The sequence below is a fragment of the Nocardia sp. NPDC050710 genome (genome assembly GCF_040654375.1).
GTDB lineage: Bacteria > Actinomycetota > Actinomycetes > Mycobacteriales > Mycobacteriaceae > Nocardia.
Genome location: NZ_JBFAHV010000006.1, coordinates 126556 through 146560, shown reverse-complemented (window position 1 = coordinate 146560; position 20005 = coordinate 126556). Strand labels below are relative to the sequence as shown.

Here is a 20005-nt window from a genome sequence, read left to right as displayed (position 1 = left end):
AGTATCGGCAGGTCAGGTGAAGATAGATGGTTCCCGAATACTGGTAACTGGAGCTGCTGGATTCATAGGCTCACAGCTGACCGAGAAGTTAGTCCGGTTGGGTGCCACGGTAACCGCAGTTGACAATTTGCAAACGGGCAGAATTGAAAACTTGAATGACTGCCTGAGTGATATCGAATTCATCGAGCTGGATATTCGCGACTTCGAAGGCGTCCAGCGTCACGGCAGGCATCGAGATGCTATCGTGAACCTCGCCGCAAATGCATCGGTACCGAAGTCTATAGACAGCCCGAAAGCAGACTTCGATATCAATGCCGGGGGCATGGTAAGCATCCTGGAGACGGCCCGACTATGTGGTATAAGACACGTCGTTCAAGCGTCATCCGCAGCCGTTTACGGCCTACCCGAATACCTACCGATCGACGAGAAACACCCACTCAGACCAGTCTCTCCGTACGGAGCTTCGAAATTATCTGCTGAAATACTAGGCAACACCTTCGAAGCCACATACCATCAAACCTTCTCGCCATTGAGAATATTCAACGCATATGGTGGGCGCCAGCGTAAGCATGTGATCTACGATCTCTTGAGTCAGATACCGGCACCACAACGCACTATCCGGATGATGGGACATAGGGACCATATACGTGACTTCATCCATGTAGACGATGTGACGAACTCATTCATCGCATTGATAGAACATCTCGATAATTCTGGAATAGTATGCAATTCCGGAACCGGGAGACCGACCAGAATTTCGGAACTTGTGGAAATTGCGTTACGATCCTCTGGAATCAGCGACCACCGAGTCGAGTTCACGAATCGAAGTTGGCCGGGCGACGTGCCCAGCCTGCTATCCGATACATCCCGAATGAATGGAATTCTCGGAATCAACGCCGGGACCACAATAGAGAAAGGAATTGCAGCACTGGTGAACGATCGTCAAAAGTTCACAACAGTTACATAGCGAGCGGATCGAGTTCGAAACGGGGCTACGAAAAATCCAGCCTCGTTCCGGTAGATTTCAGATGCTCGAACTGCTTCATCAGTGGAACCAATAGAGCAAACTTCTCGTCTGCCCGCTCCATGACATACAGGGGAGCATGGGATGCCGAGCGATCCGATGGATAGTAGCCGATGTACCCAATTTTTCCGTCGATGATCAGCATATGCCATATGGGAAAGGAATCGTACGTATAGAGCTCCAACCGAAGCTCCGGCTGTTTGGTCTTGAGATCACGAAAGCGGGCAATCGAGGCATTGATGTCATTAACCCATATCGAAGGCTCCTCCCCTTCATCTCGAGCCTTCAACTGCAGGTTGTCCGAATCAGGATCAAGTATCAAAAAGGTCACTTGGACACGATTCAGACTCGCCGCAATCAATGCGTCCCGGAATACGCTTTGATTGCTCCACAAAATCTTATGTGAAATCCCCAGAACACTAACCGAAGATTTCGCTCCGCGAATGGCATCGATCTCATCCTGCTCACTGGCAGCGTTGCGACTCTCGTACAGCTCCCTGATCGACGCCAGTTGTACTGCAACCCGCCCGCGCCTCGGACGAAATCGAAGAGCGAAGGTTATGAGCACTGCCGCGATAATTGCGGATATCAGCACTGTTGCAACCAGACTGGCCTGCACAAGCTTCGTAACAACAGCAGTGAGAATAATTGCGGCAGTTGGGACAAGAGCACCCGAGATCAGGCGCTGCTTCAGATCTGGGTCCATGTTAAGATTCTTCTCCAAGAATTCTATCAATGACAGGCCCGAGCAAATGCAGTTGATCGAAATCGATCGAACCATCGCCCGGAAGATCAATTTCCGCACTGTTCAACCGACGGCCAGTACGAACCCAAACGGTTTTCATACCGACCCGCTTCGCTCCCGCTATATCCCGATATGGATCATTTCCAACCATAACAACATCCGATGCCGACATTCCTGTCTCGAATAGAAGCCTTTCGAATATCCTGGGATCAGGCTTAAGAACACCGACCTCTTCACTGATCACAATAGGATCGAATAGTTCGATAATACCCATGCGATATAGTGTCAGTATCTGGTCGTCGATGGATCCATCCGAAACTATAGCGAGCCGATGTTTGGCACGCATATCTTTCAACATTTGCGTCAGATCACTTTTTGGCTCAATGGCTCGCAGCACCGTATCCCGATATACCGATAGCGCAAAGTAGAGCGAAGACCTGCCCGAAAGTTCGATGCTGTCCAACGTTCGCTTCATAATCTCCATCGGCTTGGAGAACAAATGGTTTACAGCAGGTCCGGATATAGACTTCTCAACACTCGCGTACGCGTCGAGGAAATCCGATCGTGAACCTATGAGGTGACGCTCGACCAGCGCATCTGTTGTGGACTGAAGCGCGCGGTCTTGGATCCCATCCACGTCAATCAGGGTGTTGCCGATGTCGAAGGCAACAGTGAAGGATTGCGCCATACGTGCGAATGCTACCGATGGCCTTCCAGGCGGACACCAGCTTTGGGAGCAACGCCCTAGAATCTCGGCCTCTCATCGACTTTGGCGCAGGCATCCCCCGATCGAATCGTAAAGGAGCCTGAACAGCTGGCGACGTCGATTGTAGGCGACGGCAGGGATCATTCCGAGCACTCCAGACAACCATCACCACTGACTGCCACAAGGTTCGCGAGTGGCCAGTGCGTCTCATTCGCCAAAGGACGCGGTCAGTCCACGGTCGGCTCAGGCTTCGATTCTGCGCTCGGCCGAGGCCGGTTCAGAGCATACTCATCACTGTGAACATTGCTATCTCCGGGTACACCGCAGCCGGAAAAACAACCCATGCCCGACTTTTGGCGAAGGAATTAGGCTATGAGATCGTGTGGGCATCCGGAATTCTACTGGAACGACTAGGGTTCGACAGCACCGACGAGAGTCGACTCTGGTTCAATAGAGGAGCCGAGATAGCCCGCCGGCGAGAACTGCACAAAGACGTCGATATCGAGCTCGATCGGTATCTGGCGGAGCGTGTTCGCGATGGTGTCGACCAGATATTCGATGCGCGATTCCTACCGTGGATGTCCGATTCAAAATGCATTCGAGTGTGGGTCGAGTCCGATCTACCTTCGCGAGCAAGAAAGTGCCACGCCTCGCTGGGGAACGAATCATCGCCAGTTCAACAATGCGCGATAAGCATCTACCAGAAGGATTCCGTTGATATCGCCCGGATTGCCCGAGTGTGCGACTCTGTATTCGGTCCGGACCGAACCCTGTTCGACGTCATAATCGACAATTCCAGCCTGACTGCGACATCCGATAGGACCGCTGCGGCCGATGGCATTGCTCGCTGCCATCGGTACCTTTCCGCTGCCGTCGCATCCGTCATCGACGGCAACACCACAGTGCTGGCGAGCCTCGAAGATGCGGATCCGACAGAGTTTCACGACGTCGTGCGGTACGTCCGCGCGTAGATCCTGTACACGAGAATCCCACGGCTGCAAAGTGATCTGTGCGCGTCTTCGGGTTGCCGGTTGTACGAATCAGACGCCGGTAGCGAAATGGTGCCGCCAGGACGGCGGATTCCCACGATCGATGCACGAGGTGATATCGATAACCGCGCAGCCGCCCTGCACTGAGGATCCCCGGGACCGGACGCGCGGGGCGCGTTCTCAGGCGTTGATCGCGGCAGCGCGTCCGCGATAGGCGCGGGGCGGGCCGCCGGTCCAGCGCCGGAAGGCGTGGGTGAAGGCGGCGGTTTCGGCATAGCCGACGCGTTCGGCGATTTCGGCCACCGAGAGGTGGGTTTCGTCGAGGAGTTGCTCGGCGACCTGGCGGCGGACGTCATCGAGTAGCGCCCGGTAGGACAGACCCTCTTCGATGAGGCGGCGACGCAGGGTACGCGGGGTCATGAACAGCGCGGCAGCCACCTGGTCGCCGGTCGGCGGACGGGCGGGGTTGCCCAGCAACAGATTTCGCACCTGACCTGCCACGCCGGTCGCGCCCTGGCGTTCGAGCAGTTCGCGGCACTGCTGTTCGGCCATCGCGGCGGTATGCGGTTCGGCCAGCGGTAGGGGGTCCGCGATACGCGCGATGTCGAACGAGGCGGCGTACCGACCGGCGCGGTACCTCGGCGACGCTCCGAGCAGCGCCCGAATCCCTTCCGGTGCTGCGGGATTCGGCATGGCATAGGGCAGGTCGATGCGCCGGAAGGTCGCCGAGGGTCCGACCAGTTCGCGGTAGAGGGCGGCGGTGACACCGATATCGCGCTCGGCGACGAAGCGGCGCACCGGTTCCGGCGCGGGCTCGGGGTCGACGACCAGGCTCAGGATCGCACCCTCCTCGTGCGCGGTGATGCGGCAGAAGGAGAACGACAGATCCAGGTAGCGCAGGCCCAGGTCGATGGCGTCGCCCAGGGTGCGACTGCTGATCAGTGCGTAGCCCCAGATGCCGTGGGTGGTGACGTGGTACCGAACGCCCGCCGCGATCCCGAGCCCAGGGCGGTCGTCGAGAGCCTCGACGATATTCGCGATGACCACCAGTTCCTGGTCGGGGGATACGACAAGATCGGCGTCGGCCAGCCGCTGCGGGCGCAGACCCGAGCGGCGCAGGCACGCCTGGGCGGACATGCCGTACTCGGCGGCGAACTCCACCAGTAGTCGCACACTCGGCGCCCGGCGTGTCGTTGCCGCGGACCCGGCCATGAGATACCTTCCGATGAACCCTGCATTCGTGGCCGAATCTATCAAATTTCTGTCCGCTGCCACCCTGGGTTCGGCATACCGCCCGGTCGTACATTGGTCGAATGCACGTGACGCGAGTCACGCCAGATCGATGAGGAGACGTGAGTGGCCGAGCAGGATTCCTTCGACTACGTGATCGTCGGCGCGGGTAGCGCGGGCTGCGTTCTTGCCAATCGGTTGAGCGCGGATTCGAAGGTCTCGGTGTTGCTGCTGGAGGCGGGCGGCGCCGACGATGCGGACGAGATCCACATTCCGGCGGCGTTCTCCAGTCTGTTCAAGACCAAATGGGACTGGAACTACGAGACCACCGAGCAGAAGCATATGGACGGCCGGAAAGCGTTCTGGCCGCGTATGAAAGCACTCGGCGGCTGCTCATCGATGAACGCGATGATCTACATCCGCGGCAATAGGGTGGACTACGACGGCTGGCGCGACAACTACGGCGCGACGGGCTGGGGTTACGACGATGTGCTGCCGTACTTCGTGCGCTCGGAGACCAACACCCGGTTCACCGGCGTGCACCACGGCGACAACGGCCCGCTGCACGTCGAGGATCGGCGCTACACGCACGAACTCACCGATGCCTGGGTGCAGGCGGCGGTCAGCAACGGGCTCAAGCCCAACGACGACTTCAACGGCGACTCCCAGGAGGGCGCCGGCCGATACCAGGTGACCTGCAAGAAGGGACACCGCTGGTCGACGGCCGACGGATACCTGCGTCCAGTACTCGACCGGCCGAATCTCACGGTGCGCACGCACGCGTTCGCCACCAAGGTGCTGCTGCGCGGAACCCGAGCCATGGGCGTGAGCTATCGGCGCGACGGCGTCGAACACATCGCCTACGCGGAGCGGGAAGTGCTGCTGTCCGGCGGCTCGATCAATTCGCCACAGCTGCTGATGCTTTCGGGTATCGGCCCGGCGGCGCAGCTGCGCGAGTTCGGCATCGATGTAGCCGCGGATCTGCCCGGTGTCGGCGAGAATCTGCACGACCACCCGGTGGTCCCGATGCTCTGGTACACCAAGGGCACCTCGGATCTGTCCGACTATGTGAACCCGGGCCGGTTGGTGCAGTGGCAGCTGACCGGTCGCGGTCCGCTCGCCTCCAATGTCGGTGAGGGCGGCGCGTTCTTCGCCTCCCGCGAGGGGCTGGCCGCGCCCGATATCCAGATCCACGTAGCGCCGACCGGCTTCTACGACAACGGATTCCGTGAACCGATCGCGCCGATGTTCACCGCGGGCGTCACCCTGGTGCATATCGCCAGCCGCGGCAGGCTGCGGCTGCGCTCGGCCGATCCGGCCTGGAAGCCGGAGTTGGATCCCGGATACTTCTCCGATCCGATCGATATGCGCGCCACCATCGCCGGAGCCCGCCGCACCATCGATATCGCGACGGAGTCGTCCATCGGCCGGTATCTCGACCGGCCGTTCATCCCGGCCCGCACCGCGGGCGTCACCGACGACGACCTCGCCGACCACATCCGGAAATGGGCCCAGACCCTGTACCACCCGGTCAGCACGTGTGCCATGGGCGTGGGCGAGCACGCGGTGGTCGATCCGCAGTTGCGGGTCAACGGGTTCGAGGCCCTGCGCGTGGTGGACGCGTCGGTCATGCCGGAGATCGTCCGCGGCAATACCAACGCGGCCACCGTCATGATCGCCGAGAAGGCCGCAGACCTGGTCCTCGGCCGCACCGCCTAGATCCGAAATACCCACTAGGAGAAGTGAAATGACCGCAATCTCGGAGCAGACCTCGGCGCCGACCTTCGACTCGCTCGACCCGTCCACCGGCGATATCGTCGGCACCTACTCGGTGCACGACGCCGACCATGTCGACGCGGTGGTGGCCAAGGCGAAGGAAGCCGCGGATTGGTGGGGCGGTCTCGGTTTCGCCGAGCGCGGCAAGCGATTGCGCGCCTGGGCCGGTGTGCTGACCCGCCGGATCAACCAGCTCGCCGATGTGGTGCATGCGGAGACCGGCAAGCCGCATTCGGATGCGACGCTCGAGGTCGCACTGGTGCTCGATCACATCGCCTGGGCCGCCAAACACGCGCCGAAGGTGCTGGGCCGCAAGCGGGTATCGTCCGGGCTGGTGATGTCGGATCACTCCGCGTCGGTGGAATATCTGCCGCTGGGCGTGATCGGCGTGATCGGTCCGTGGAACTATCCGGTCTTCACCCCGCTCGGTTCCATCACCTACGCGTTGGCGGCGGGCAATGCGGTGGTCTTCAAGCCGAGTGAATACACCCCCGGGGTCGGCGCATGGCTGGTCGACGCGTTCGCCCAGGTGGTGCCGGAACAGCCGGTGCTGCAATTGATCACCGGCTTCGGTCCCACCGGTGAGGCGCTGTGCCGGTCCGGGGTGGACAAGATCGCCTTCACCGGCTCGCCCGGTACCGGCCGAAAGATCATGCACGCCTGCGCCGACACCCTGACACCGGTGGTGATCGAGGGCGGCGGCAAGGATGCGCTGCTGGTCGATGCCGATGCCGATATCGCCAAGGCCGCCGACGCGGCGGTCTGGGGCGGACTGGCCAACGCGGGTCAGACCTGCGTCGGCGTGGAGCGGGTCTACGTGCACGAACAGGTCTACGACGCATTCGTGAAGAAGGTCACCGATCTGGTCGAGCCGCTGCGGGCGGGCTCGGACGCGTCCGCGAAGATCGGCCCGATGACCATGCCCAGCCAGCCCGAGGTGGTGCGCCGCCACATCGCCGACGCACTCGAGCGCGGCGGTCGCGCCATTATCGGCGGACTCGGCGCGGTCGGCGAACGCTTCGTGCAGCCAACGGTTCTCGTCGACGTACCGCGGGACTCGCTCGCCAATACCGACGAGACCTTCGGCCCGACACTGACCGTCGCCAGGGTCGCCAGTATGGACGAGGCCGTGGAGCTGGCCAACGATTCGAAGTACGGTCTCGGCGCCACCGTCTTCTCGAAGAAGCGCGGCAAGGAACTCGCCCGGCGCATCCGTTCCGGGATGACCGCGGTGAACTCGGTGATCGCCTTCGCCGCCATCCCGTCGCTGCCCTTCGGCGGTATCGGTGAGTCCGGCTTCGGCCGCATCCACGGCCCCGACGGCCTGCGCGAATTCACCTACGCCAAGGCCGTCGCCAGCCGGCGCATGCCGGGCCTGATGAACCTCACCAGCTTCGCCAGGACCGCGTCCAACGACAAGACCCTCACCACGCTGGCGAATCTGCTGCACGGACGCGGCTGACCCGTCGGCCATCCGCCCCGATCCGGTCGTACCGGATCGGGGCTTCGGGTGTTCCAGAAGGCGGCGACCGAGCCCGGAACGCCGATCGGCCGGACGCTCAGTCCCCTTGGATCGCCAGCAGTTCCGCGCTCATGACGCGCAACGCCTCATCGATGCCGGGGCGAGCGCGTAACTGCGGGATGAGCGCGATGTCGTTGATCATCGTCTGCGCGGCCTGCACCCGGATACGTGCGCTGATCGGGTCCCAGCCGGGGTGTACTTCGGTGGCCAGGTGCACCCACTCCGCGATATAGGTGTGCTGCGAGGATCGAGCGCGGTGCCGGTCCGTCTCGGGCAGATGCGCGGTCTCCGAGACCAGCAGCTGGATCAGGTCCGGATTCTCCAGAACGAACCGGGTGTAGCTCGCGACGAGCCGACGCAGCCCGTCGCGGGCGTCGGCCGCCTGGGCGAATACCCGATTCATATCCATCCGCAGCCACTCGTCGCCGCGGTACATGACCGCGGCCAGAATGTCGGTCTTGGCCGTGAAGTGGTTGTACAGGCTCGGGCCCGCGATGCCGACGGCCGCGCCGATATCGTCCATGCTGACCCCGGCGAACCCGTTGCGGGCGAACAGCCGGGTAGCCTCGGCGAGAACGGCTTCGCGCCGGGACTGAGTCGCCAGCGGACGGCCGGATTCCCCGGCGGACGCGGGGGCCGGCAGCACGATCGGGGCGTCGACGATATCGGCGATGAGTTCGCTGAGCAGGGCGGTGAATCCCGGCTCCGGCAGCGAAAGGCTGTGGAACGAGACACTGTTCGCGGTCGCCAGCGCGCACCATGGCAGGAGCTGGGCCTCGGCGACGCCCAGCTCGGCACGGCGTTCCCGGATCAGCTCGGTCATCCGAGTGCCGACGCGTTTGGTCTGGGTGCGCAGCTCCGCCCTGCGCTCCGGGGTGAGGTGACGCGCCTCGCGCTGCCAGAGCACCCCGACGCGGCGGTGCGCCAGGGTGACGGCGGCCAACCGGTCGGCGATATCGTCGGGGGTGGCCACGGCCAGCACCGCGTCCAGCGTGCGCACCGCGTCCGCCACGACGGTGAACAGCAGATCCTGCTTGCCGCGGAAATGCCGGTACAGCGCCGACGGCCCGATGGCCACCGCCTCTGCGACCTCGCCCATGCCGACCTTGGCATAGCCCTTGCGGTAGAAGAGGTCGGCGGCCGCCCGCACGATCAGCTGTCGCCGATTCGCGGGTCGGGTCCCGCGAGCCGGGCTGCGCAGCGCTTGCCCGTCCGTCACACCGACCATCTCCTCCTCCGATCCTCGCCCCGGTAATGAGCGATCATTCTCTCATTACCCGGAAACGAGCAGGCCTAGATGTTGAAGCCACCGATGCTGCCCGCGATCCGCGCCGCCTACGAAGGACTCGTTGCGGTGATCCACTGCGGGGACGGGCCGACGCCCGAGGGCACGGTCTCCTATGAGGAACTCATCGTGGGGGCCGACCCGATCCCCGACGCCCGTCGCGGCGGCGGCGAACTGGCCGGACTGTTCTACACCGGTGGCACCACGGGCTTTCCCAAGGGCGTCATGCTCAGCCACACCAATCTGTTCGCTTCGTCGCTCGGGTCGATCGCCAGCGGCTACCTCTTCAGCCCCGGCGGCCGATACCTGCACGCCGCGCCCATGTTCCACCTCGCGGACCTGGCTGGCTGGCCGAGGTCGCACTCGGCGGCACGCACGTCATGATCCCCGCCTTCGATCCGGTGGCGACGATGCGAGCGATCGAAACCCACCGGGTGACCGACGCACTGCTGGTTCCGGTGATGATCCAGATGCTCGTCGACCACCCCGAGGTCGCCGAGCACGACCTGTCGAGTGTGCAGCGGATCATGTACGGCGCCGCACCGATCGCCCAGGCGGTCTTGGAACGCGCCATGAAGGCCTTCCCGAACGCGGGTTTGACCCAGGCCTATGGCATGACCGAATTGGCCCCGGTCGCCACGCTGCTCGGCCCGGCCGACCACGCCGGTGGACTACTCCGGTCGGCCGGACGGGGCGCCCCGCATGCCGAGGTGCGCATCGTGGACGCCGACGACAATGAGGTGCCGCGCGGCACTGTCGGCGAAATCGCGGTGCAGGGCGACCATGTCATGCTCGGTTACTGGAACCGGCCCGAGGAGACCGCGGCCGCGATCCGCGACGGCTGGATGCACACCGGCGACGGCGGGTACATGGACGAGCAGGGCTATGTGTACGTGGTCGACCGGATCAAGGACATGATCGTCAGCGGCGGCGAGAACGTCTACTCCGCCGAGGTCGAGAATGCCGTCGCCGCACACCCCAGCGTCGCCGCCTGCGCGGTCATCGGGGTGCCGGATCGGGAGTGGGGCGAACGCGTACACGCCGTGATCGTCTGTCTGCCGGGCACTTCGGTGACCGTCGAGGAGATCCGCGACCACGCCAAAACCCTGATCGCGGGCTACAAAGCGCCGCGCACCATCGAAGTGGTCGACAGTCTGCCGGTCTCCGGCGCGGGCAAGATCCGCAAGCGCGAACTGCGCGAGCCGTACTGGGCAGACGCCGACCGCCAAGTGCACTGAGCGCCGCGACGTGAGTCGCCCGCGATCAGTCGGACAACCCGGCCGCGCGCCGGTGCAGGGCTCGGACCTGTTCTTCGAGCTCTGGAACGGGACCGATCACCGATACTCCCGGCGCGACGGTGGTGATGGGCAGCGGACGGAAAACGGCGGGGGCCACGCTCATTTCGGCCAGCCAGCCCGACAGTTGCGACGACGTGCTGGCGACGACGATCCGTCCCAGGCCCACCAGCGCGTGCCCGACCGCGCACATCGGGCAGTGCTCGCCCGAGGTGTACACCGTCGCGGCGGCCCGCGCGTCCGGCTCCAGGTGCTCCTGCGCCCACCGAGCCAATGCGATCTCCGGATGGGCCAGCTGATCACCGGCGGTCACCACCCGGTTCCGATCCTCGGCCAGGACGGTGCCGTCCGCGGCGACCAGCACCGACCCGAACGGATGATCACCCGCCGCGACCGCCTCCGCGGCGAGGTCGATACAGCGCCGCAGATGCCGCAGATCGGATTCGCCCAGCCGCACCGCGTCGGCTACGTGCTCGATCTCCACTCACCACTCCGTTCGCCGGTCGACAGCGTCGGCTCGACAGTAGAGGCAGATAGGGGCACCGTCCGGCCGCCTCGCCGGTGCGTCGACCGGCACTCAGAACAGCGTCATCGGCTCGGTCGGTACTGGTTCGGGCAGCGGCTCCAGCTCCGGGACCAGGGCGCGCACCTCGTCGTGGAAGCGGCGCGCCAGCGGTAGGGCGCTCGCATTGTCAGGGGTGTGCAGGAATATGGTCGGCGAGCGACCCTCGCGCAGCCAGGCCGTGACGACGTCGAGCCACGGTCGCCAGCCCGCGACGGTGCGTTCGAGGTCGTCGCGTCCGTGGTAGCGGAGGATCGGGAATTCGGTGAGCGCCCGGGTGCGGCGCGGCAACCGAGGCTTCTTCGACCACGCCTCCTGTTCCGCGGCGCTGGCCGGCAGGCCGTCGAAAAGCAGTGTGGTGTCGAAGGTTACCCATTCCGCGCCGACCCGGCCGAGCACCCGCTCCAGCTGCTGGGCGGCCCGCTCGTCCTCGAAGAACGCCGGATGGCGCACCTCCACCGCGGACCGGCCCGCATTCGGCAGTCGCCGCAGGAACCCGGCCAGTGCCCCGAGTTCGTTAGGCCCGAACGAGGCGGGCAGCTGCACCCACCAGGCATGCACCCGCGGCCCCAGCGGTTCCATCGCCCCCAGGAACGCCCGCAGTTCGGCATCGATCTCGATCAGCCTGCGCTCGTGGGTGATCGGCTTGGGCAGCTTCACCAGGAACCGGAAATCCGGAGCGGTCTGCGCCGCCCAGGATTGCACGGTCTTCGGCGACGGCGTCGCGTAGAACGTCGTATTCCCTTCCACCGCATTGCACGATCCGGCGTACACCCGCAGCGCCTCCCCCGGTGACAGCTGCCCCTCCTGCCAGGCAGCATGACGCCACATCGCACATCCCACGTGAAGCCGCATACCGGCGACGCTAGCGCACGGCCGTGAATGCTATCGGCAGGTGCGACGGCCCAGGGTGGTCATGACACGGGCCGACAGATCCGGCCAGGGCGGGCGACGGAACAGGGTCGCCATAATCATCACCACGGCCGCCAGGCCGATGAATTCACCCATCAGCGCCACCCGGGTGGCATCGACGGCGGGCGTCCACTCGGCCTTGCCGTCGCGGATGGCGAAAACTCCGAGCGGAGTAGCCATGACGGCACCCGCTTCCGCGCTGCCGCTGCCGCTGACCCGGGCTGCGGTGACAATCGTTGTGCCATCGGCGGTTTCGTACGGATCACCGAAGACGCGGACGCCGCCGGAATCCGGCCGCACCTGCTCCACGAGTTCTCGGAATGTCATATATGCCCCCTCGGCCGATCAGTGAAGTAGTCCATCGATACTCGCACGCGCTGGAACCGATGACCACGACTCGACTACATGTGGGTGCCGCCGTCGACGCGGATTTCGGTGCCGGTGATGAAGGCGCCGTCGTCGGAGGCGAGCATCGCGACCACGCCCGCGACGGTATCCGGCGAGGCGAAGCCCTGGCCGAGGGCCGGAATCAACTTGCTGAACAGGGTGAAGTCCGCGTCGGCGGGCAGGCCGGGTCCGCGGCTGTCGGTCATATCGCTGGAGATCGAGCCCGGCGCCACCGCCACCGCCCGAAGACCCTGACCGAGTTGACGCCGAGCACGGATCCGCTGCGGCTGCGTCTCACCGCGGCAGCCGCCGCCGGAGCGATCCGGATCGCCCTCGAACAGTGGGCCGCAGACCCCACCGTCGACTCTCCCGCCGACCTGGCGATCCGATGTATGCGCGAATTCGGCGCGGGCTTGTCGAGGTGAGTGGCGGTCCGCCACCACGAGAATCCGACCGGTTAGCGGCTGCGGGAACGCGGCACGCCCACCTTCGTCGTGGTCGAGGCGGCGCGGGCACAGATCACCCCGATCCCGGCCTGAGCTCGGGCGGCCCTACTCGGATGGCGGGCCTTGCAGCGGCGCCGGATCGGGTTCGACAGCACGGCGGCGCAGCAGGAGCAAACCACCCATGCAGCCGAGCGTGATCAGCACCGCGGCACCGCCCGGCACCGCGTTGTCCAAGTCCAGTTTCGGGTCGGTACTGAACACCCGGCCCCGCATTGCGACGACCACTCCGGGAACCACCAGCGTGGCGATCGAGAGCATGAGGCTCGGGCTGTGGCTCGGCATGGCAGAGGTGAAGCAGTAGCCGGTGAGCACCACGAGCATCAGCGTCGCGGTCCCCGCCGCGCCGGGGACCGACGTATGCGGGCCTGCGGCCAGTGCCGTGAAGACGCCGAGCGCCACGAGCGCGATCATTCCGATCATCGGCGAGGGCCGCCGTAGCCCCAACCACAGCCCAACCACATTGACCGCCATGAGCACTGGAATATGCCACAGCTCGCCCGGAACCAGCGCGATCGCGGCGCCCACCGCGGCGAGCGCGACGCACATCAGCAGCAATATCCCGTCATGGCCCGGCAGCAGCAGGGCGGTCACGAACGCCGCGGCCACCGTCACCGCGGCGACCAGGAGCACATCGCCGCCTGCGTTGCCGTGCTGCACCAGCCACTCCGAGCTCAGCACCGGCACCGACATACCGACGACCGCGGCGAGAATCGGCCGCAACGGCAGCTCGACGGTGAACATCGAGTATCGGCGCCCGGCTCGGTTGCGTACCGTGAACCACCCGAGTAGCGCGGTCGCGGGCCAGATCAGCCACAGCGGCGGCGAGTCGACGACGAACCAGACGACCGGCGAATACCGGATCGGTTCGCCGGCCTCGCTCGACGACACGCTCATGTCACCGACCACGATGCTGGTGAGGGCACCGAGCACGAAGGCGAGGGTGAGCGGCGGGCGCACCGCGGCGGCCGCCACCAACCCACCCAATAGCATGCCGCCCGCCAGTGAATCGATGTAGTTCAAGGTGGTCAGCGGTGCCATCTCGGAGAAACTGCGCCCGACCAGTTGGTTCAGCAACAGCACCACCGCGCCGCACAGCGCCGACGCCCACGGCACCACCATCGACTCCGCGGTGCTCGCGAAGACCGCGACGACCACCGCCGCAACGCACCCGATGGCGGTGGAGCGCGGCATACTGGTCGCCAGCATTTGGATCTGCAAGGTCGACGTGCCGTGCGCCCAGGCCAGCATGATCGGCGTGGTGAGCGCCAGCCCGCCGATCACGGCCGAGATAAAGGCCGTGACCAGTTCGACGAGCCCGGTGCTGTGGCGCACCTGCCCAAACTAACCGACCCAAGATCGTTTACCGATCATTTGCGCAGGAAATCGGCTACTTTCTCACACCGCTCCATCGTCGGTGACACCGGCCCGGTCGTATTCCACTGCGCGTCCGGCAAGGACCGCACCGGGTTCATCGTGGCGCCGGTGCCGACCGCGCTCGACGACTCCGAGGCGCCGAAGCTCGCCGACTTCGCGCCGCCGAGAGGGCGACGGCGCGGCTCACCGCGGATCGGCGAACGGCGGTGCAGTGTCATTCCGGCAGCGGTACTCCGAGCACCTCCGCACCGATGACACCGGCGAGTACCTCGGTCGAGTAGGCCATCAGCTGGCCCGCCTCGGCATCGCGCAGATGTCGTTGGATCGGTGAGGTTTTCAGGTAGCCCGAGGCGCCGCCGACCCGGACGCCCAGCTGGGCGACATCCACCGCGACCTTGTTCGCCAGATATTTCGCCCGGGACAGATTCGGGAAGAAGCTCGGCAGAGCGTTATCGGCTTCCCAGAGCGCGCGTTCGTAGAGCGCGTGCGCTGCCGCCAACCGAATCTGCACATCGGCCACCTCGTGCTGCACCCATTGCTGGTGCGACAGCGGCGCACCCAGGATCACGCGGGACCGGGCGTGCTCGACCAGCGCCGCCAGCGCCGCGTCGGCGATGCCGAGCGAGATCGCGGGCAGCCCGGCCGGAATGACCGCGAAATCACCCGGTCCCGGCCGCCGCCCGCGATACTCCGCGCGCAGCACGGTCCGCTCGAAGGCCAGCAGCTGGCTGCGAGTTGCTCTCAGCCCCAATGTGTCCCAGATCGGAATGACGGTCACGGTGTCGTCCGGCACCACGCCGAAGAAGGTCGGCACGCCGTCGACGAGCGCGTTCACGAGCAGGTAGTCGGCGATTTCGCTGCCGGAGACGAAGCGCTTGGCGCCGGTCAGCGCCCAGCCGCCGTCCACCGCGACGGCCTCCTGTTGCGGGTTCAGAAACCGGTTCCCACTGGCGGGTTCGGAGAGTGCGTTCGCAAACCGCTTGCCCACGAGGAACTCCTCGGCGAAGTACGCGCCGAGCGTGTCGAAGGTGATCTCCGCGAGCGCCACCCCCGAGCCCGCGTGCATGGTCCAGATCGTCGCGGTCGACGGATCGGCCGCGGCCAGCGCGCAAACCAGCCGGCCGAATACCGAATAGCTCAGTCCGAGACCGCCGACCCGCTCGGGCAATACCGCCCGATCGAGATCCGCGTCGTGCAGCGCGTCCAGATGCCCGACGGCGATCTCGGCCCGCTCGTCGTAGTCTCCCGCCACGGCGCCGAACCCGTCGGCCAGTTCGAGCACCCTGTCGAACACCTTGCGCTCGGCATCGCGGACCGGAACCAGGAATTGCACAGTGGTCACGAAATACTCCCTGCTCGAACGGGATTCGATACCGCCGCAACGGCGGCTGCCGACCAGGGTACGCAGCGGCTGCGCCGAAAACCGGCATTCGGCACCACGTAGGTCAGCGCAGCAATCCGAGCAGGGTGCGCCGCACGGCCGCCGACGCCTCGGCTTCGGACCGGCCGAGCCGCTCGACCAGGTGCTGCCGGAACGGCCAGCCGAGGGTGGCATCGACGGTGTCGAGCAGTTCCTCATCGCCGTCCACCTCCGGTGCGAAGCTTCGCCGCAGGGACTCACGAATGCGCCTGTCGGTCAATCGCATTCGTATATCCATGGCGGGCAGCACCTGCGATCCCAGCAGGCCGAGCACCCGAGGGTGGCGCTGGAGCGCGAAAATTGCCGCACTCTGCCGGACCGCGGATTCGACGCGCTGCTCCAGGGGCAGCTCGGGCGACACCGTTTCGATCAGCGACTCCACCGCCTCGGACTGCCGATCCACGGCCGCGATCGTCAGATCGTCGCGCCCGGGGAAGTGCACGAATATGCTCCGCTCGGAGGTGGCCGCGCGCGCGGCGATGTCCTTCGTCGTCGGCGCGAACTGCCCCGCCTTCAGCAGTTCCAGCAGCGCGTCGATGATCGCGTTGCGGGTCTGCTCCGGATTGCGCCGCCGCCGGACCCTGTCCTCAGCCATGGGCCGATACGATCACAGACCACGTCCGGCCGGTCGCGGCGACTCCGGATTGATCGTCGCCTCGGCGAGGCAGTTCGTCGCCGTGAAGGCCGCTGCCCGCCTTGTATCCCGGCGAACCCCCACCGACTGTTCGGGCCGTCCCTCGGGTTTGCCGAAGCGAAGCCGGCACCGGTATTCGCGGCCGCGGCCATCCGGCATCAGCACCGGGCGGCCCCTCGGCACGGAGACCGGTAACCCGCGCACGACGAGGGCTTCGGGTGATCGGAACCTCATCCGGGGCGATGGCCGGATGGTGTCGAAGCTTACTCATCGTTGGCAACACTCTCCGTATGCGAAAGATTTGCTGCATCAGCGTAGTCGATCGCCCACGGAATCGCCCATTGAGCCACAACCCGCGACTTCTCCACCTTTAGGCGGCCAACCCCGGAGTCGCTATTGCAGAGAGACTGCAATAGCAAGTATCCTCGGAATATCGGCTAACAATTGGCAACACAGCTGGCCGGACGATCGAATCGAGACAGGAGTGCGGCGAATGGTCGGACGCGACGGCGGAAACGACATCGGCAACCCGGGTACCGGCCCGAAGGTATCCCGGCGCGGCGTCTTCGGAGCCGGTGCGGCGGCACTGGCGGCCGCGGGTGTCGGCGTCGGCCTCGCCGGCCGCGGATCCGACGACGAGATCAATCCGTCTGCGACCGCAACCGATCCGACCGATCACATCCTGGCGGCGAATAAGCAGATCAGCGCGACGATGCCATTCTCGGACACCACCGATTTCGCGGACGCCGACCGTGGGTTCCTCGCCGCGCTGGAGCCGGGCACCGTCACCGACGTCACCGGAAAGGTGGTGTGGGACACCGAGTCCTACGGCTTCCTGCGAGAACCCTGCCCGCTGTCGGTGAATCCGAGCCTGTGGCGGCACTCGCAGCTGACGGTGAAGCAGGGGCTCTACGAAATCGCGCCGGGTTTCTACCAGATACGCGGTCTCGACCTGTCCAATATGACGCTGATCGAGGGCGATACCGGCGTCATCGTCATCGACCCGCTGATCTCCGTGGAAACCGCGGCCGCTGGACTCGAGCTGTATCGCAAGCATCGTGGTCCACGACCGGTGACCGGACTGATCTATTCGCACTCGCACATCGACCATTTCGGCGGCACCCTCGGCGTCACCACCCGGGAGGATGTCGCCGCGGGCCGCTGCCCGGTACTCGCACCGTCCGGTTTCCTGGAACACGCGGTGTCGGAGAATATCTACGCGGGCACCGCGATGGCGCGGCGCGCGGCCTACATGTACGGCGCCGCACTCCCGCGCGGTCCGAAGGGTCAGGTCGGTGCCGGTCTGGGTCAGACCACCTCGGTCGGCACCGTCACCCTGCTCGACCCGACGGTGAATATCACCCACACCGGGCAGCAGGAGACCGTCGACGGCGTCCGGATGGAGTTCCAGATGACGCCGGGCACCGAGGCGCCCTCGGAAATGAATTTCTATTTTCCCGACCGCCGCATCCTGTGTATGGCAGAGAACGCCACGCACACCATGCACAACATCCTCACGCTGCGCGGTGCGCTGGTCCGGGATCCGCATATCTGGTCGAAATACCTCACCGAGTCGATCAACCGCTACGGCCGCAATGCCGACCTGGTCTTCTCCTCGCACCACTGGCCGCTCTGGGGCACCGATCGGATCGTGGAATTCCTTTCGGTACAACGCGATCTGTACGGCTACCTCAACGACCAGACGCTGCGCCTGCTCAACCAGGGCTACGTCGGCGCCGAGATCGCCGAGATGATCCAACTGCCGCCCGCGCTCACCGCACACTGGTCGACGCACGGCTACTACGGATCGGTCAGCCACAACGTCAAGGCGATCTACCAGCGCTATATGGGCTGGTTCGACGGGAACCCCGCGCACCTGTGGGAACATCCGCCGGTGGAGAACGCCAAACGCCACGTCGAGGCCATGGGCGGCGCGAGCGAGGTGCTGAAGAAGGCGCAGCGGGCATACGACGCCGGAGATTTCCGCTGGGTCGTGCAGATGGTCGACTACGTGATCTTCGCCGATCCGTCCGATATCAAGGCGAAGCATTTGCAGGCCAGCGCTTTCGAACAGCTCGCCTACGGCGCCGAGAACGCCACCTGGCGCAACTTCTACCTCAGCGGCGCCCACGAATTACGCAACGGCTCGTTCGGTACGCCCGCCGCGGCGACCTCGTCCGGCCTGCTCGCCGCGCTGACCGTGGATCAGGCCTTCGACGCGATGTCACTGCGGATCAAAGGCCCCGAGGCGTGGGATACCACGCTCGTCACCGACTGGCGTTTCCGCGACGAGGCCGACCGGGTGCATCGCAGCGAGCTCCGCAATGGCGTACTGATCCACTACGACCGCACACCCGGCGACGGACTGCCCGCTCCCGACGCCACCATCACCCTCACCCGCGACGCGCTGGCCCGTACCTTCCTGGCGGGCGGTGATCTGAAGGCGGCGGTGCTGAAGGGTGACATCACGGTCGACGGCAATGCCGCCGCGCTGGCCCAGCTGCGCCCGCTCTTCGACAAGCCGGACCCCGATTTCGCCATAGTCACCCCGTAGCGGCGTCTCGCCCCGCGCGCCTCGGTCAGGATTCCCCGCGCCGTGTGTGCGGCAGCGCGGCAGCCGGGCCGACCGGCGCCACGCGACGGGTCATGAGCGTTCCCGCGGAGTAGGCGATCGGAAGCATGATGGTGCCGTAGACACCGGCGGGTACCGCCATCCGGACGTCGTCGAGGACGCTGATGGCGATGGTCATCGCCAGCGTGCTGTTGTGGATGCCGATCTCCATCGAGCACGCGACGGCCTGGGCGCGCGGCACACCCACGGCCTTCGGCACCCAGTAGCCGATGCTCAAGCTCGCGACAGCGAGCGACAGTGCGACAAGACCGATATCGAGCAGGTAGTCGAGGATATTCGCGCGCTCGGCGAATATCGCCGCCAGCGTGACCAGGACCAGGAACACGACCGAGACGATGCGGACCGGGCGATCCATCCGCCGCGCGAATCCCGGTGCGTAGTGCCGCGCCAGCATGCCCGCGGTAACCGGGATCAGCACGATCGCGAACACTTGGAGCACCTTGGTGAGCTGCAGCCCGAGTTGGTCCTGTCCGGTCGGCGCGAAATAGCCGAGCGCGAAGTTGCACAAAAGTGGAAGGGTGATCACGGCGAGTACCGAGTTCACCGCCGTCAGCGTCACATTCAACGCCACATCGCCGCGGAACAGGTGACTGAGTAGATTCGCCGTCGCCCCGCCCGGCGAGGCCGCGAGCAGCATCACCCCGACCGCCAGTGGTGGCTGCACATCGACGAGCACCACCAGCCCGAAGGCGATCGCGGGCAGCACGATCAATTGACAGGTCAGCGCCACCAGCACCGCCTTCGGATACCGGACAACCCTGGCGAAATCATCGACGGTGAGCGCAAGACCGAGTCCGAACATGATGAGCGCCAACACAATCGGTAGCGCAACGGTGACCTGCCAGCCGGCCATCAGTGACACCTCGCCATCTCGTTGCCGCGGCTTCGCTCCGGTCGGCGGCCGAACGCAGCAATGTGATCCACCCTAGCTCGGTGTGACACGCCCCCTCCCCCTTCTTCGAGTTCCCCGGCTGTCGGGCCGATCACGATTCGCGCCCGACTGCCC

Annotated in this window: 18 protein-coding genes and 2 pseudogenes; 8 read left to right on the top strand and 12 right to left on the bottom strand. The window is 65.2% G+C overall.

Annotated elements, in window-relative coordinates:
* Positions 1 to 16: 16 nt before the first annotated feature.
* On the top strand, positions 17 to 967 hold the full coding sequence (locus tag AB0H61_RS14305; RefSeq protein WP_357303554.1) for a GDP-mannose 4,6-dehydratase: 951 nt from the start codon (positions 17 to 19) through the stop codon (positions 965 to 967).
* A gap of 25 nt (positions 968 to 992) precedes the next feature.
* Here the strand turns inward: AB0H61_RS14305 and AB0H61_RS14300 are convergent, their stop codons facing one another.
* Entirely contained in the window at positions 993 to 1730 is a 738-nt protein-coding gene (locus AB0H61_RS14300) for a hypothetical protein (protein WP_357303551.1), read from the bottom strand.
* 1 nt (position 1731) lies between these two features.
* Entirely contained in the window at positions 1732 to 2457 is a 726-nt protein-coding gene (locus tag AB0H61_RS14295; protein ID WP_357303549.1) for an HAD-IA family hydrolase, read from the bottom strand.
* A 314-nt stretch (positions 2458 to 2771) separates the two neighbouring features.
* Between AB0H61_RS14295 and AB0H61_RS14290 the strand changes: the two genes are divergently transcribed.
* Complete coding sequence (locus tag AB0H61_RS14290; RefSeq protein WP_357303546.1) at positions 2772 to 3446, top strand: hypothetical protein; 675 nt, start codon at positions 2772 to 2774, stop codon at positions 3444 to 3446.
* Positions 3447 to 3644: 198 nt separating this feature from the next.
* On the opposite strand, the gene AB0H61_RS14285 is transcribed toward AB0H61_RS14290, so the two are convergent.
* The gene (locus AB0H61_RS14285) at positions 3645 to 4676 is read right to left on the bottom strand and encodes an AraC family transcriptional regulator (protein ID WP_357303543.1); all 1032 of its coding nucleotides are present in this window, start codon (positions 4674 to 4676) and stop codon (positions 3645 to 3647) included.
* Between the two features lie 144 nt (positions 4677 to 4820).
* Between AB0H61_RS14285 and AB0H61_RS14280 the strand changes: the two genes are divergently transcribed.
* Positions 4821 to 6413, top strand: coding sequence for a GMC family oxidoreductase N-terminal domain-containing protein (locus AB0H61_RS14280; protein ID WP_357303540.1), 1593 nt, complete (start codon positions 4821 to 4823; stop codon positions 6411 to 6413).
* 28 nt (positions 6414 to 6441) lie between these two features.
* A complete protein-coding gene (locus AB0H61_RS14275) occupies positions 6442 to 7932 on the top strand; it encodes an aldehyde dehydrogenase family protein (protein ID WP_357303538.1) in 1491 nt (496 codons plus the stop codon).
* A 97-nt stretch (positions 7933 to 8029) separates the two neighbouring features.
* On the opposite strand, the gene AB0H61_RS14270 is transcribed toward AB0H61_RS14275, so the two are convergent.
* Positions 8030 to 9211: a TetR family transcriptional regulator gene (locus tag AB0H61_RS14270; protein ID WP_357303535.1), complete on the bottom strand. Its 1182-nt coding sequence runs from the start codon at positions 9209 to 9211 to the stop codon at positions 8030 to 8032.
* Between the two features lie 93 nt (positions 9212 to 9304).
* Between AB0H61_RS14270 and AB0H61_RS14265 the strand changes: the two are divergent.
* Positions 9305 to 10515 (top strand): annotated as a pseudogene (locus tag AB0H61_RS14265) (AMP-binding protein); the annotation flags it as partial.
* A 25-nt stretch (positions 10516 to 10540) separates the two neighbouring features.
* Here the strand turns inward: AB0H61_RS14265 and AB0H61_RS14260 are convergent.
* From AB0H61_RS14260 to AB0H61_RS14245, 4 genes and pseudogenes are all read right to left on the bottom strand, one after another.
* The gene (locus AB0H61_RS14260) at positions 10541 to 11056 is read right to left on the bottom strand and encodes a nucleoside deaminase (protein ID WP_357303534.1); all 516 of its coding nucleotides are present in this window, start codon (positions 11054 to 11056) and stop codon (positions 10541 to 10543) included.
* Between the two features lie 93 nt (positions 11057 to 11149).
* A complete protein-coding gene (locus AB0H61_RS14255) occupies positions 11150 to 11989 on the bottom strand; it encodes a DUF72 domain-containing protein (RefSeq protein ID WP_357303531.1) in 840 nt (279 codons plus the stop codon).
* Positions 11990 to 12019: 30 nt separating this feature from the next.
* Positions 12020 to 12373, bottom strand: coding sequence for a hypothetical protein (locus tag AB0H61_RS14250; RefSeq protein ID WP_357303528.1), 354 nt, complete (start codon positions 12371 to 12373; stop codon positions 12020 to 12022).
* 74 nt (positions 12374 to 12447) lie between these two features.
* Positions 12448 to 12687, bottom strand: a pseudogene (locus AB0H61_RS14245) (SDR family oxidoreductase); the annotation flags it as partial.
* 6 nt (positions 12688 to 12693) lie between these two features.
* On the opposite strand from AB0H61_RS14245, the gene AB0H61_RS14240 reads away from it, so the two are divergent.
* A complete protein-coding gene (locus AB0H61_RS14240) occupies positions 12694 to 12858 on the top strand; it encodes a hypothetical protein (RefSeq protein ID WP_357303956.1) in 165 nt (54 codons plus the stop codon).
* Between the two features lie 126 nt (positions 12859 to 12984).
* Here the strand turns inward: AB0H61_RS14240 and AB0H61_RS14235 are convergent, their stop codons facing one another.
* Positions 12985 to 14271 carry a hypothetical protein gene (locus AB0H61_RS14235; protein WP_357303954.1) on the bottom strand — a complete coding sequence of 429 codons (1287 nt, stop codon included), beginning with the start codon at positions 14269 to 14271 and terminating at the stop codon, positions 12985 to 12987.
* On the opposite strand from AB0H61_RS14235, the gene AB0H61_RS14230 reads away from it, so the two are divergent.
* Entirely contained in the window at positions 14170 to 14568 is a 399-nt protein-coding gene (locus AB0H61_RS14230; protein ID WP_357303525.1) for a tyrosine-protein phosphatase, read from the top strand. The genes AB0H61_RS14235 and AB0H61_RS14230 overlap by 102 nt on opposite strands.
* Here the strand turns inward: AB0H61_RS14230 and AB0H61_RS14225 are convergent.
* Together AB0H61_RS14225 and AB0H61_RS14220 are read right to left on the bottom strand one after the other, a co-directional pair.
* Positions 14528 to 15655: an acyl-CoA dehydrogenase family protein gene (locus AB0H61_RS14225; RefSeq protein WP_357303523.1), complete on the bottom strand. Its 1128-nt coding sequence runs from the start codon at positions 15653 to 15655 to the stop codon at positions 14528 to 14530. The genes AB0H61_RS14230 and AB0H61_RS14225 overlap by 41 nt on opposite strands.
* Positions 15656 to 15758: 103 nt before the next feature.
* On the bottom strand, positions 15759 to 16328 hold the full coding sequence (locus AB0H61_RS14220; protein WP_357303520.1) for a helix-turn-helix domain-containing protein: 570 nt from the start codon (positions 16326 to 16328) through the stop codon (positions 15759 to 15761).
* Positions 16329 to 17079: 751 nt separating this feature from the next.
* On the opposite strand from AB0H61_RS14220, the gene AB0H61_RS14215 reads away from it, so the two are divergent.
* A complete protein-coding gene (locus AB0H61_RS14215) occupies positions 17080 to 18921 on the top strand; it encodes an alkyl sulfatase dimerization domain-containing protein (RefSeq protein ID WP_357303935.1) in 1842 nt (613 codons plus the stop codon).
* A gap of 25 nt (positions 18922 to 18946) precedes the next feature.
* Here AB0H61_RS14215 and AB0H61_RS14210 read toward each other — a convergent pair whose 3' ends face one another.
* On the bottom strand, positions 18947 to 19852 hold the full coding sequence (locus AB0H61_RS14210) for a bile acid:sodium symporter family protein (RefSeq protein WP_357303517.1): 906 nt from the start codon (positions 19850 to 19852) through the stop codon (positions 18947 to 18949).
* Between the last annotated feature and the right edge of the window lie 153 nt (positions 19853 to 20005).